This window comes from Streptomyces antarcticus, assembly GCF_026627255.1.
In the GTDB taxonomy this organism is placed as follows: domain Bacteria; phylum Actinomycetota; class Actinomycetes; order Streptomycetales; family Streptomycetaceae; genus Streptomyces; species Streptomyces antarcticus.
Genome location: NZ_JAPNLM010000001.1, coordinates 58289 through 71506 on the forward strand (window position 1 = coordinate 58289; position 13218 = coordinate 71506).

Annotated in this window: 12 protein-coding genes; all 12 read left to right on the forward strand. The window is 71.3% G+C overall.

The window, feature by feature from the left end; all coding sequences use genetic code 11:
* Positions 1-90 precede the first annotated feature (90 nt).
* The 12 genes from OTB16_RS00255 (at position 91) to fabD (ending at position 13171) form a co-directional block, all read left to right on the forward strand.
* Positions 91-1122, forward strand: a complete 1032-nt coding sequence (locus tag OTB16_RS00255) for a helix-turn-helix transcriptional regulator (RefSeq protein WP_267717508.1) — start codon at positions 91-93, stop codon at positions 1120-1122.
* A 191-nt stretch (positions 1123-1313) separates the two neighbouring features.
* On the forward strand, positions 1314-3590 hold the full coding sequence (locus tag OTB16_RS00260) for an ATP-binding cassette domain-containing protein (RefSeq protein ID WP_420717604.1): 2277 nt from the start codon (positions 1314-1316) through the stop codon (positions 3588-3590).
* Positions 3591-3663: 73 nt separating this feature from the next.
* Positions 3664-4305: an NADPH-dependent FMN reductase gene (locus OTB16_RS00265; RefSeq protein ID WP_267717511.1), complete on the forward strand. Its 642-nt coding sequence runs from the start codon at positions 3664-3666 to the stop codon at positions 4303-4305.
* A 251-nt stretch (positions 4306-4556) separates the two neighbouring features.
* On the forward strand, positions 4557-6080 hold the full coding sequence (locus OTB16_RS00270; RefSeq protein WP_267717512.1) for an FAD-dependent monooxygenase: 1524 nt from the start codon (positions 4557-4559) through the stop codon (positions 6078-6080).
* 17 nt (positions 6081-6097) lie between these two features.
* Complete coding sequence (locus OTB16_RS00275) at positions 6098-6424, forward strand: TcmI family type II polyketide cyclase (protein WP_267717513.1); 327 nt, start codon at positions 6098-6100, stop codon at positions 6422-6424.
* On the forward strand, positions 6421-7680 hold the full coding sequence (locus OTB16_RS00280; RefSeq protein ID WP_267717514.1) for a beta-ketoacyl-[acyl-carrier-protein] synthase family protein: 1260 nt from the start codon (positions 6421-6423) through the stop codon (positions 7678-7680). The genes OTB16_RS00275 and OTB16_RS00280 overlap by 4 nt, the downstream gene beginning before the upstream one ends.
* Complete coding sequence (locus tag OTB16_RS00285) at positions 7677-8852, forward strand: ketosynthase chain-length factor (RefSeq protein ID WP_267717515.1); 1176 nt, start codon at positions 7677-7679, stop codon at positions 8850-8852. Before OTB16_RS00280 ends, OTB16_RS00285 begins: the two co-directional genes overlap by 4 nt.
* Positions 8849-9139 carry an acyl carrier protein gene (locus tag OTB16_RS00290; RefSeq protein WP_267717516.1) on the forward strand — a complete coding sequence of 97 codons (291 nt, stop codon included), beginning with the start codon at positions 8849-8851 and terminating at the stop codon, positions 9137-9139. The genes OTB16_RS00285 and OTB16_RS00290 overlap by 4 nt, the downstream gene beginning before the upstream one ends.
* A complete protein-coding gene (locus OTB16_RS00295; protein WP_267717518.1) occupies positions 9136-9915 on the forward strand; it encodes an SDR family NAD(P)-dependent oxidoreductase in 780 nt (259 codons plus the stop codon). Before OTB16_RS00290 ends, OTB16_RS00295 begins: the two co-directional genes overlap by 4 nt.
* 12 nt (positions 9916-9927) lie before the next feature.
* Complete coding sequence (locus OTB16_RS00300; RefSeq protein WP_267717520.1) at positions 9928-10878, forward strand: aromatase/cyclase; 951 nt, start codon at positions 9928-9930, stop codon at positions 10876-10878.
* An 8-nt stretch (positions 10879-10886) separates the two neighbouring features.
* Positions 10887-12242 carry an FAD-dependent monooxygenase gene (locus OTB16_RS00305; protein ID WP_267717521.1) on the forward strand — a complete coding sequence of 452 codons (1356 nt, stop codon included), beginning with the start codon at positions 10887-10889 and terminating at the stop codon, positions 12240-12242.
* A complete protein-coding gene (gene fabD / locus OTB16_RS00310) occupies positions 12239-13171 on the forward strand; it encodes an ACP S-malonyltransferase (RefSeq protein ID WP_267717522.1) in 933 nt (310 codons plus the stop codon). The genes OTB16_RS00305 and fabD overlap by 4 nt, the downstream gene beginning before the upstream one ends.
* Positions 13172-13218: the final 47 nt, after the last annotated feature.

The window sequence follows — 13218 nt, forward strand, 5'->3', positions numbered from 1 at the left end:
GGGGGCGTGCGCCGCCCCCGGAGCACAGGCACCATCGCAGGAGAAGAGGACGCGTGCTGACCTCTACTGATCGCAATCGGAGGGCAATTCTTGATCGCCAACCGCACACTGGAGCTCCTCAGCCTGCTTCAGGCACAGAAGGAGTGGACCGGCGACGGGCTGGCCGAGCGCCTGGGGGTGTCCCCGCGAACCGTCCGCCGCGACATCAACCGGCTCCGCGAACTGGGCTACCCCGTTACGGCGACGAAGGGCCCCTCGGGCTACTACCGGCTGTCCCGCGGGGCGCGTCTTCCTCCGCTGATAGTCGACGACGAGCAGGCCATCGCCATCGCGCTGTCCCTCCAGACGGCGCCCGCCTCCGTGGCCGGCCTGGGTGACGCCACCAAGCGCGCGCTGAACTCCATCAGGGAGCTCCTGCCGCCCCATCTCTCCCGCCGCCTCGCGACCTTCTCCATCGAACAGATAGAAAACGCCTGGGAGCTGGCCCCGCCCCAGGTCGACCCCGGACTGGTGGCACAGCTGAGCGCCGCCGCGCAGGAGCGGGAACTCGTGCGGTTCACCTACCGGTCCATCGAGGTCGACGAGGTGGACGGCAGTGAGGTACTCGCCGAACCCCACCGGCTCGTCGTCTGGTCGGGACGCTGGTACATGGTCGCCTACGACCAACGCGGGTGCTCCTGGCGCGCCTACCGGCTCGACCGGATCGAACAGCCGGCCCCCACCGGGTGGCGCTTCCCTCAGCGCGACGTCCCCGAGAGGGACATCACCCGCTTCGTCCAGAGCCAGCCCGACCGCGGAGACACCCCGGACACCTGGCCCTGCTGGGGCACCATCCTGATGGAGTGCCCCGCGCCGCTGGTGGCCAAGTGGGCCCCGGGCGCGGCGAGTTTCGAAGCGATCGACGAGCGGATCACCCGGATCCGGATGGGGGCCTGGTCGTGGTCGGCCCTCATCGGCTTCCTGGTCACCTTCGGCTGCCGGTTCACGGTCGAGAGCCCGCCCGAACTCGCCGAGGCGGCCCGCCGCGTGATGGGCCGCATCGACGTCGACATCCCCCGGGCCGACGCGCGTGCGGCGGCCCCGGCCGACGCGTCCGCCCCGGGGGGCGAACCGGCCTTGTGATCGCGCTCACGTGAGGCAGTAGAGGTCAGAAGCTGACCTCTACTGCTCCTAGCCTGGCTCGCCCAGCCCCGGCAATCACAGGAGACTCCTTGAATCCCGCCCGATCACTGACCGAGGCAGCGACAGTGGTCGCCGCGGAGCGGCCCGTCGACAGCGCACACCGCAACGAAGCGGCCGGGGCGACGAACAGGCTGTCCCACGACAGCGGCCACATCGAGGTGCGGGGGGCACGCACCAACAATCTCCGAGACGTCTCGATCGACGTACGCAAGGGCGCGCTCACCGTTTTCACCGGCGTCTCGGGCTCAGGCAAGAGCTCCCTGGTGCTCGGCACCATCGCGGCCGAGTCGCAGCGCCTGCTCAACGAGACCCAGCCGACGTTCGTCCAGGGGCTGCTGCCCCAGACGGTGCGTCCGGACGTCGACAGCCTGCGCAACCTCTCCGCCGTCGTGACCGTGGACCAGAAGCGGCTGGGCGCGGACCCGCGGTCCACCATCGGGACCGCCACCGACACGTACGGCCTCCTGCGCCAGCTCTTCTCGCGGCACGGCTCCCCGCACATCGGGTCTCCCAGCCGGTTCTCGTTCAACGACCCCTCCGGCATGTGCCCGACCTGCTCGGGCACCGGAGTGGTCACGGAGGTCGACGTCGACCAGCTGGTGGACCGGGACCTCTCCCTCAACGACGGCGCGCTGCTGTTCCCCACCTTCGCGGTCGGCACCGGATTCTGGTCGATCTTCGTCAACTCCGGTTTCTTCGACCCCGACCTCCCCCTGGGCAAGTACGACGACGAGGAGTGGGAGAGGCTGCTGCACCTGGAGCACGCCAAGACCGACAGCCGCTCGCTGAAGGTGACGTACGAGGGCCTCCTGCCCAAGCTGCGGCGCCTGTACCTGAACAAGGAGCGCGAATCGCTCCAGCCGCACGTGCGGGCCGCGGTCGAGCAGATCGCCAGCACCGCGCAGTGCACGGCGTGCGAGGGCAGCCGCCTGTCGGAGGAGGCCCGCTCGGTACGGGTCAACGGCGTGGGCATCGCCGAGTGCACCGGTATGGAGATCGCCCGGCTCCTCGAAGTCGTGCAGCAGTGGAACGATCCCGCGATGGCGGGCGTCGTCCACGGCATCCGCGGCGCGCTCGCCGCCATGGTCGAGCTCGGCCTGGGCTACCTCAACCTCCAGCGCCGTGCGGGCACGCTGTCCGGCGGCGAGTCCCAGCGGGTCAAGATGGTGCGCCACCTCGGCTCGGCGTTGACGGACCTGACGTACGTCTTCGACGAACCGACGACCGGCCTGCACGCCGACGACGTCGACCGGGTGCTGAAGGTGATGGCGAGCCTGCGCGACAAGGGCAACACCGTGCTCGTCGTGGAGCACGACCCGCAGGTCCTCGACGTCGCCGACGCCGTCGTCGACCTGGGACCCGGCGCGGGCACCCACGGCGGGACGATCGTCTACGCCGGTCCGCCGGGCGGGCTTCCCGACTCCGACGGACCCACCGCCGCGTCGCTGCGTACCGTGCCGCAGCTGCGGACCGCCCGCGAACCCCGGGGCTGGCTGCGGGTGGAGAACGCGGACCTGCACAACCTGCGCGACGTCACCGTGGAGATCCCCCTCGGCGTCTTCGTCGCCGTGAGCGGTGTCGCGGGAGCGGGCAAGAGCTCGCTGGCCCGTGGAGTGCTGCCCACCCGCCTGGACTCCTGCGTGCTCATCGACCAGAGCCTGCCCCGGGGCAGCAGGCGCAGCACCCCGGCGAGCTGGACGGGCATCCTCGACCCGATCCGCAAAGCCTTCGCCCGTGCCACCGGGGTGAGCGCCGCCGAGTTCTCGTCGAACTCGGCGGGCGCCTGCCCGGCCTGCAACGGCCTCGGCGTCGTCGTGACGGAGCTCGGCCGCGGCGACACCGTGGAATCGCCCTGCGAGGAGTGCGAAGGCACCCGGTTCCGCAGCGAGGTGCTCGCCCACCGGCTGCGCGACCGCAGCATCGCCGACGTCCTCGCCATGTCCATCACTGAGGCGTCCGCGTTCTTCACGGAACCGGCGATCCGGGAGGTGCTGGCGAGCCTGGAAGGGGCCGGGCTCGGCTACCTGGGGCTCGGACAGCCGCTGTCGACGCTCTCCGGGGGAGAGCGCCAGCGGCTCAAGCTCGCCGTCGAACTCGCCTCGCCCTGCGACTTCTACGTGGTCGACGAGCCGACGGCCGGGCTGCACCGCCAGGACGTGGGGCGTCTGCTCGGTCTTCTGGACCAACTCGTCGTGAAGGGCAGCACCGTTGTCGTGGTGGAACACGACCTGGACGTCATCGCGCAGGCGGACTGGGTGATCGACATGGGGCCGGGCGCCGGTGCGGCCGGCGGCGACGTCGTGTTCGCGGGGCTGCCCGAGGACCTGATGGAGAGCCGGGCTTCGGTCACCGGACGCCACCTCGCGAGCCGGGTCCGGGGCGAAGGCGCCGGCCACCCCGGGGCGTGACGCCGCCGTACCTCCCAGGACACGAAGCCGCCGGGCGTTCCGGGGCTCGGAACAGACAGAAGGAGCACATCAGATGATCAGGATCGCCGTCGTACTCGGAAGCACCCGCCCCGGCCGTCGCGGTGAGGCGGTGGCCCGGTGGGTCACCGAGGTCGCCTCGCGGCACCCCGCGGCCGTGATGGGCGAGGTGACCTTCGAACCGGTCGACCTGGCGGACTACGCGCTGCCGTTGCTGGACGAGCCCGTGCCCGCCATGTTCGGCCGGTACCGGAACGAGACCACCCGGCGGTGGGCCGACGCCATCGGCTCGTTCGACGGGTTCGTGTTCGTGACCCCCGAGTACAACCACTCCGTACCCGCGGCGCTGAAGAACGCCGTCGACCACCTGTTCGCCGAGTGGAACGACAAGGCGGCCGGATTCGTCAGCTACGGCGTGCACGGCGGGACCCGCGCCGTCGAGCACCTGCGGCTGGCGCTGGCCGAAGTGAAGGTCGCAGGAGTACGGAGCCAGGTCGTCCTGTCGGTGTTCGCCGACTTCGACTACACGGGATGCGACATGACGGACCCGACGTCGGCCGGCCGGTTCGCGCCGGGGGAGCGGCAGGAACCGGCGGTGAACACGATGCTGGACGAGGTCGTCGCCTGGTCGGCCGCGCTCAAGCCGCTGCGCGCGGACGTCGCCGCGGGGTCCACGGAAGATGTCGTTCCGGTATGACGCGCCAGGGCCGCCGCCTGCTCCTGCAGCTACCGCTGACCGCTGACCGCTGACCGCTGACGGCACCCACGGCTTCGGCTGCGCTCGTACGGTCCCGACCGGGACCGTACGAGCGCAACTCGAAGGCCGTACCCGCTCTTCTCCAAATCCCTTGCCCGTCACGGGAGTTCCCCTCCAATAGCACGGATATACCCCCGTCCTCACCACAGCTGCCCTACTCCGGGCGCGCAATTCCGAGCACCGTAAGCGGCATGACGTTGCACGCCGCAGAATCCATCCGGTCGCACGTACCGGTTCTCGTCGTGGGAGCCGGTCCCACAGGTCTCATGCTCAGTGCCGAGCTGGCGCTCCACGGAGTGCAGCCGCTGCTGATCGACGCACTGCCGAGCCCGAGCGGACAGTCCCGGGCCCTGGGCTTCACGGTCCGGACGCTGGAGATCTTCAAGCAGCGCGGCATCCTGGGCCGCTTCAAGGGGCTCGCCCAGGTACCGGGAGTGCATTTCGCCGGCCTGAACATCGACGGCGACTTCCTGTCCAGCACGCTTCGACCGGCCAACCAGTACCCGCAGTCCAGGACCGAAGAGGTCCTCGCGGACTGGTGCGAGGAGCGGGGGGTCACGGCCCTGAGGCCATGGAGGCTGGAGTCGATGGAGCCCACCGGCTCCGGATACCGCTGCGTGCTCAGCGGTCCGGCCGGGCGGCGCACCGTCGAGGCGGACTACGTGGCCGGTTGCGACGGGGCGGCCAGTGGCGTTCGCGAAGCGATCGGCATGCCCGCCCGCCGCACCCCCCCTTCGGTCCAGATGCTCCTCGGTGACCTGCGCGGCTGCGGACTGCCCAACGAGCCCTTCGGGGTCAAGCACGAGAAGGGCATGGTCATGTCCGCGCCGCTGGGCGACGGGACGGAACGGGTCATCGTCTGCGACTTCTCCCAGCCGATGCGGCCGCAGGGCGCACCGGTCACCCACGCCGAGATCAAGAACGCGTACGAGAACGTCGTCGGCAAGCCCCTGACGGACGGAGAATGCCTGTGGGCGAGCTCCTTCTCCGACGCCTCCTCCCTCGTGGAGTCGTACCGGGACGGCCGTGTGCTGCTCGTCGGGGACAGCGCGCACACGCACCTCCCGGCGGGCGGCCAGGGCATGAACGTTTCGCTCCAGGACGCGGTGAACCTCGGCTGGAAGCTCGCGCTGGTGAGCCGGGGCCGCGCACCGGATTCCCTCCTGGACAGCTACCACGCCGAGCGGCACCCGATCGGCCGGGAACTGCTGCTCAACACGGCCGCCCAGGGGCAGCTGTTCCTGCGCGGACCGGAGGTGGACCCGCTGCGCGAGATCGTGCGGCGGCTGCTGGAGGTGCCGGAGGTGTCGGCCCGGCTGGCCGACGGAGTCAGCGGACTGGACATCCGGTACGACATGGGCGACCCGGAGGCGTCGCCACCGGTGGGTGAGCGGTTGGCACCGGACGCCTTCACGGTGGTCGGGGCCGGCGGCGACACCGTGGTCGAGGCCAGCGACGTCGTCGAAGAGCTGCGGCACGGCTCCGCCCTGCTGGTCCTCCTCGCCGACGACGGCGAGGCGTCCCCGCTCGCCGCGCAGTGGGGGGACCGGGTGCGCGTGGTGCACGCGCGGCCGAGGGAACCGCGACGGAAAGCCGGCTCCGCCGAGCCCCTGAACCTGCTCGTCCGGCCGGACGGCCACATCGCCTGGGCGGGCCCGCGGAGCGACGGGCTGAGCGCCTCGCTCAGCCGTTGGCTCGGCGAGCCCGCCGCGTAACCAGAGGAGGAAGACCCTTGTACAGCTCTCTGATCGTCGCCCGGATGGACCCCGGCCACGCGGACGCGGTGGCGGACATCTTCAGCGCGTTCGACGCCACCGACATGCCTGCGGGGATGGGCACCCTGCGCCGCGAGCTCTTCCGGTACCGCGGCCTCTACTTCCACCTCCAGGACTTCGAGACCCCCGACGGGACCGCCGCGGTGGAGGCGGCGAAGACCGACCCGCGGTTCATCGGCATCAGCAACGACCTCAAGCCGTACATCGAGGCCTACTCCCCGACCTGGCGGTCGCCGAAGGACGCGATGGCCGAGCGCTTCTACCACTGGAGGGCCGAGCGTTGAGCCGCCGCGTGTTCATCACCGGGGTCGGGGTCGTCGCGCCCGGCGGCGTCGGCCGCGACGCCTTCTGGGACCTCCTGACCCAGGGGCGTACCGCCACCCGGCGGCTCAGTCTCTGCGACCCGGAGCCGTTCAGGTCCCAGGTGGCCGCCGAGGTCGACTTCCGGGCCGAGGCCGCGGGACTGACCGAGCAGCAGTCCGTGGAGCTGGACCGGGCGGCCCAGTTCGCCCTGGTCGCCGCCCGTGAGGCGGTGGAGGACGCGGGCTGGCGGGACACGTGCCCGCCCGGCCGCGCCGGGGTCGTCGTGGGCTCCGCCGTCGGCGCCACGACCAAGCTGGAGGAGGTCTACCGGCAGCTCAGCGCGGACGGGTCCCTCTGGGACGTGATCCCGGACTCCCCCGCCCAGCTCTACTCGTACTTCGTGCCCAGCTCCTTCGCCGCCGGCATCGCCCGGGAGTTCGGCGTCACCGGGCAGAGCGGCGTCGTGTCGACCGGCTGCACCTCCGGGATCGACGCCGTGGGCAACGCGTGGGAACTGATCCAGGACGGCATCCTGGACTCCGTCGTCTGCGGGGCCACCGACGCGCCCATCTCGCCCATCACCGTCGCCTGCTTCGACGCGATCAAGGCGACCTCGACCTACAACGACACCCCGGAGACCGCCTCCCGGCCGTTCGACGCGACCCGGGGCGGATTCGTCCTGGGCGAGGGCAGCGCGATGTTCGTCCTGGAGTCCGAGGAGTCCGTCCTGCGCCGCGGCGCGCGCGTCTACGGCGAGATCAAGGGGTACGCCAGCCGCTGCAACGCGTACCACATGACCGGCCTGAAGGCCGACGGGCGTGAGCTGGCCCAGGCCGTCACCGCCGCCCTGACCCAGGCCCGGATGGACCCGGGCGAGCTCGACTACGTCAACGCCCACGGCAGCGGGACCAAGCAGAACGACAGGCACGAGACCGCTGCGCTGAAGGCCTCCCTGGGCACCGCCGCCCGCCATGTGCCCATCAGCTCCATCAAGTCCATGGTGGGCCACTCGCTGGGGGCCATCGGCTCGCTGGAGATCGCCGCGTGCGCCCTGGCGCTGCGGTACGACGTGATCCCGCCGACGGCCAACCTCACCCGGCCGGACCCGGAGCTCGACCTGGACTACGTACCCGTACATGCGAGGAAACAGCAGACCGACGGAATCCTGACGACCGGCAGCGGTTTCGGAGGGTTCCAGAGCGCCATGGTCCTCGCGGATCCGGAGAAGCGCTCATGACCGCACACATCACCGGCATCGGTGTCGTCTCCCCGCTGGGCCTGTCCCGGGAAGAGCACTGGAAGGCCCTCCTCGACGGGTGCAGCGGCCTGGGTCCGACCCGGTCGTTCGACTCCACCCGCTACGACAACCCCATCAGCGGCGAGGTCCCCCACTTCAGCCAGGAGGAACTGCCCAGCAGGCTGCTGCCCGCCACCGACCGCATGACACAGATGTCGCTGGTCGCCGCGGCAGGGGCGTTCGACGACAGCGGCATCGACCGGGACCAGATCGACCCCCTCGACATCGGCGTCATGACCGCCTCCACCGCGGGCGGCTACGCGTTCGGGCAGAAGGAACTGCAGAACCTGTGGTCCAAGGGCCCCAAGTACGTCAGCACCCATCAGTCCTACGCCTGGTTCTACGCGGTCAACACCGGCCAGATCTCCATCCGCCACGGCTGCCAGGGGCACAGCGGAGTGATCGTCGCCGACGACGCCGGCGGCCTCGACGCGATCGCGACCGCCGCCCGCCGCCTGGCGCGCGGTAACCGCGTCATGCTCACCGGCTCGGTGGACAGCACCATGTGCCCCTGGGGGCGGGTCGCGCACACCTCGACCGGCCACCTGTCGAAGTCCGCCGACCCGCGCACCGCGTACCTGCCGTTCGACGAACGGGCAGGCGGGTGGGTCAACGGCGAGGGCGGGGCCCACCTCGTCCTCCGGTCCGAGAGCGACGGCCGGTACGCGTCGGTGCTCGGCCACGGGGCGACCGTGGACGACCCGCGGGCCGACCCGGGGGCGGGTCTGGTCCAGGCGATCCGCCTCGCACTCGACGCGGCGCGGCTGCGCGCCCGCGACATCGGCGTGGTCTTCGCCGACGCGGCCGGCACCCGGCAGGCGGACGGGGCCGAGGCCGCTGCCCTCGCGGAGGTCTTCGGGCGGAACTCCGTCCCCGTCACCGCGCCCAAGGCGGCCACGGGCCGCATGGGCTGCGGAACCGCCTCGCTCGACGTCGCCACGGCGGTGCTCGCCCTGCGCGACCAGATGATCCCCCCGACCGTCAACGTCGAAGCGGACGCGTCCCTCGGGATCAACCTGTGCACCGCGGCCGCCCCGCACCGCATCACCCACGCCCTGGTGCTCGCCAGGGGCATCGGTGGGTTCAACTCCGCCCTGATCGTCGGGGCATGACCGAAGGAGAGAACGACATGACCGCACGCGTCACCATGGACGACCTCAAGCGCGCCCTCCAGGAGGGCTCGGGGGTCGACGAGGGCGTCGACCTCGACCGGGACCTCCCGACCAAGGCGTTCGCCGACCTCGGCTACGACTCCCTCGCCGTCCTGGAGACCGGCCTGCGCCTCGGACGCGAGAACAACATCGAGATCGACGACTCGGTGTTCAACGAACTCGACACGCCCCAGCAGCTGCTGGACGCGATCAACCAGGCCCTCGAGAGCCAGGCGGCGGCATCGTGACGGCGCTGCGTCACGCCCTCGTCACCGGCGGGTCGAGCGGCATCGGCAAGGCCGTCGCGCACCGCCTCGGGAAAGCCGGGCACACCGTGACGATCTGCGGCCGGGACCCCGAGAAGCTCCGGTCCGCCGCCAAGGAACTGGCCGAACTCGGCGTGTCCGTCACCACGTTGAGCGCCGACGTCAGTGACCCCCAGCAGGTGCGCGAGCTGGTCGGCCGGGCCGTGGAGGCGAGCGGGCCCATCGGGATCCTGGTCAACAACGCCGGCCGGAACGGCGGCGGCAAGACGGCGGAGCTGACCGACGAGCTGTGGCGGGAGGTGCTCGGCACCAACCTCGACAGCGTCTTCTACGTCACCCGGGAGGTGCTGGCCCGCGGCGGCATCCACGAGGTCGAGCACGGCCGCATCGTCAACATCGCCTCCACCGCGGGCAAACAGGGCGTCCTGCTGGCCGCCCCCTACTCCGCCTCCAAACACGGCGTGGTCGGCTTCACCAAGGCCGTGGGCAAGGAGCTCGCGCCCCAGGGCATCGCGATGAACGCGGTCTGCCCGGGATACGTGGAGACGCCGATGGCCACCCGGGTGCGGCGCGCGTACGCCGACGCCTGGGAGACCACGGAGGCGGAGGTCCTGTCCGCCTTCGAGGCGAAGATCCCGCTCGGCCGGTACAGCACGCCCGACGAGGTCGCCTCCCTCGTCGAGTACCTCACCACCGAAGGCGCCGCCTCGATCACGGCCCAGGCACTCAACGTGTGCGGCGGCCTCGGAAACTTCTAGGAGATGATCCGCATGACCGACCGGCCTCGCGTCGACGTGCACACCACCACGATCAGCAGCAGCGCCGACGACGTGTACAGCCGCTTGGAGAGCGTCGGGCAGTGGTCCCGGATGTTCGAACCGACCATCCACAGCACGGAACTGGCCCGGGAGGGGAACAAGCAGACGATCCAGCTGTGGGCCATCGCCAACGGGGAACCCAAGTCCTGGGTCTCAGAGCGTCACCTCGACCCCGTCGCACGCACCATCCGCTTCGCGCAGACCGTCACCGCGCCGCCCGTCGCGGAGATGTCGGGCGAGTGGGAGGTCCTGCCCCTGACCGAGGACAGCTGCTCCGTCCGGCTGACGCACACCTACCGCGCGGAGGACGACTCCGAGGAGGCGCTCGCCTGGATAGCCAAGGCCGTGGACACCAACAGCACCAAGGAACTCGCGGCGCTGAAGACCGCCCTCGAACGGGAGGCGGACAGCGAGCTGAGCGCCTTCACCTTCGCCGACTCGGTGGAGACCACGGCCGACCCCGTCCTGCTGTTCTCCTTCCTGGACCGCGGCGAACTGTGGTCCGGACGGCTGGACCACGTCGCCGAGGCCGAGATGAAGGAGTTCTCCGACGGGCTGCAACTGCTCCGGATGCGGACGAGGACCCCGGACGGCGACAGCCACGTCACGGAGTCCTACCGGGTGTCCCAGAGCCCGGCCAGGCTGCTGTACAAGCAGGTGACGCTACCGGCGCTGCTGGAGCTGCACACCGGCGAGTGGACCATCTCCCCGTCCGGCGAGAGCTGGAAGGTCACCTCGAAGCACACGGTGGCGATCAACCCCGAAGCGGTGCAGAAGGTCCTCGGCCCGGACGCGACCGTCGCGGACGCCAAGGAAGTCGCCCGGCGGAACCTGGGGAACAACAGCCTGCGGACCCTCGAAGCAGCGGTCCGCTGGGCCGATGCCGCCGCGCCGCAGCGGTGAGCGGGATCGTGACCGCGCCCGAGGCCTCCGACGTCGTCGTCGTCGGCGCCGGGCCCAGCGGCCTGCTCCTGGCGGGGATCCTCGCCGGGGCGGGCGCGCGGGTCACCGTACTGGAATCGCGCGGCGCGCCGGACCCGCAGATCCGCGCCTCGACCCTGCACGCCCGCGCCATGGAGATCTTCGACTCCCACGGAGTGGAGTTCGCACCTGAGCTACCCCACAGCACCCACGGGCACTACGGCGGCCTGCCCGTGGACCTCTCGCGCGTCGAGTCCGACCGGGCCGGCGTCCGGCGGTGCCCACAGCCCGAACTCGTACGGACACTGAGCGGCTGGGCCGGCCGCCGCGGCGCGCGGCTGCTGTACGGGGAACACGTGGAGTCCGTCCACGGGCAGGGCCGGCACCGTCTGGTGAGCACCCGGACCGGCCGGACCTTCGGCTCGGCGCTGCTGGTCGCGGCGGACGGACAGCAGAGCACGGTCCGTGCGCTGCTCGGCATCGCCTGCGAGGGTGCCCCGGCCACGCGCGTCCTGGTGCAGGCCGACCTCCTCCGGAGTCCCGTGCCGGGACGGCGCTTCGAGCGGCGGGGGCGTTACACCGTCACCGCCGCCCCGCTCAGCGACGAGGTCACGCGGCTGATGATCCACGATCCGCGGTGGCCCGTGGGCCGGCCGCGCACGGCGGAGGACCTCCGCGCCGCCTGGCACGCCGCCACCGGCGAGGTGCTGCCGGCCGAGCCTTCGTGGCTGCGGACGTTCGGCGACGACACGAGCGTCGCGCACCGACTGGTCGAAGGCCGTGTCGTGCTGTGCGGTGACGCGGCCCATCCCTTCATCCCCATCGGAGGGCAGGCGTTGAACACGTCCCTGATGGACGCCGAGGCACTCGGCTGGCGGATCCTGGCGCACCTGGAGGACGGGGACCCGCAGGGGCTCCTGGAGTACGGGGAGGAACGCGCCGCCTGGCTGGACGTGCTCGCGCGCAGACTGCGCGCGCAGGCGCGCCTGCTGTTCGACACCGACGAGGCGGCCACCGCGCACAAGGCGCGCGTGGCCGAGCGCCTGAACAGCGACGAGACCTACCGGCAGAAGATCGCCGACTCCCTGGCGGGTGTCGACGTGTGCTACCCGGCGGCCACCGGCGGGATCCGCCGCCGTCTCGGCCCGGACCAGCTGCGCGAGGCCGGGGCCGCCCGCCGCACGACCCGCGTCCGACGGGGGTCCGTGACCGACGGCGGCACCCGCGTGGACGCCTGGATCAGGCCCGATCACCACTGGTACCCGACGGCCCCTGACGAGGCCCGGCAGGATTGGAATGACGCGGTGCGCCCTCTTGACGACCACGAAGCCGAGGCGGCGCGGTGAAAGCATTCCTGTTTCCCGGCCAGGGGACCCAGAAGGTCGGTATGGGCTCTTACCTGCGCGAGGAGTATCCGGGCCTGGTCGAACCCCTGTGGCAGGAGGCGGACGAGATCCTGGGGTACTCCCTGAGCCGCCTCTGCGAGGAAGGGCCGGTCGAGAAGCTGCGGCACATGCCGGTCACGCAGCCGGCCGTCTTCCTGTGCAGCTACACGGCCCTGGTCGCCGCGCGGGCCAAGGGCGCGGAGCCGGACGTCGTCGCGGGCCACAGCCTGGGCGAGTACTCGGCTCTCGCGGCGGCCGGTGTGCTGACCTGGAGGGAAGTGCTCCAGCTCGTCCATCGCCGTGGTGAGCTCATGGCGCAGGTGCAGGAGCAGGTGGACGGGAAGATGGCGGCCGTCCTCGGACTGTCGATCGAGCAGGTCGAGCGGGCCTGCGCGCAGGTGCGGTCGGACACCGGGGAGGTGGTCGAGGTGGCCAACCACAACGAGCCCCTCCAGGCGGTGGTCTCCGGCCAGACCGCCGCCATCGACCTGCTGGTCGAGCGGGTCACGACGATGACGGACGCCCGCGCGACCGTGCTGAGGATCGGCGGCCCGGCCCACTCCAGTCTGATGGGGAGCGCGACGGCGGACTTCGTGGAGTACCTGCAGCGCTTCGACTTCCGGCCGCCCCGGGTGCCCCTGATCTCCGGTTCAACCGCCGCACTGTACGCGTCCGGTGAGGAGATCAAGCGCCAGCTCGGCGATCAGCTGGTGCACCGGGTGCGCTGGGTCGACGTGATGGCCGAGCTCAAGCGGCTGTCGGTGTCGCGGACCTGGGAGCTGGGGCCGGGCAAGGTCCTCTCGGGGTTCGTCCAGAGGTCGCTGCCCGGCGTGCCGTCCTATCGTGCCAACGACCTGCCGTCCTTCCTGGCCGGCGTGACGGGCTGGTGAACCGGTGAATCACATGGTGCGACGAGCGCCGACCGCTGCCCGGGGGG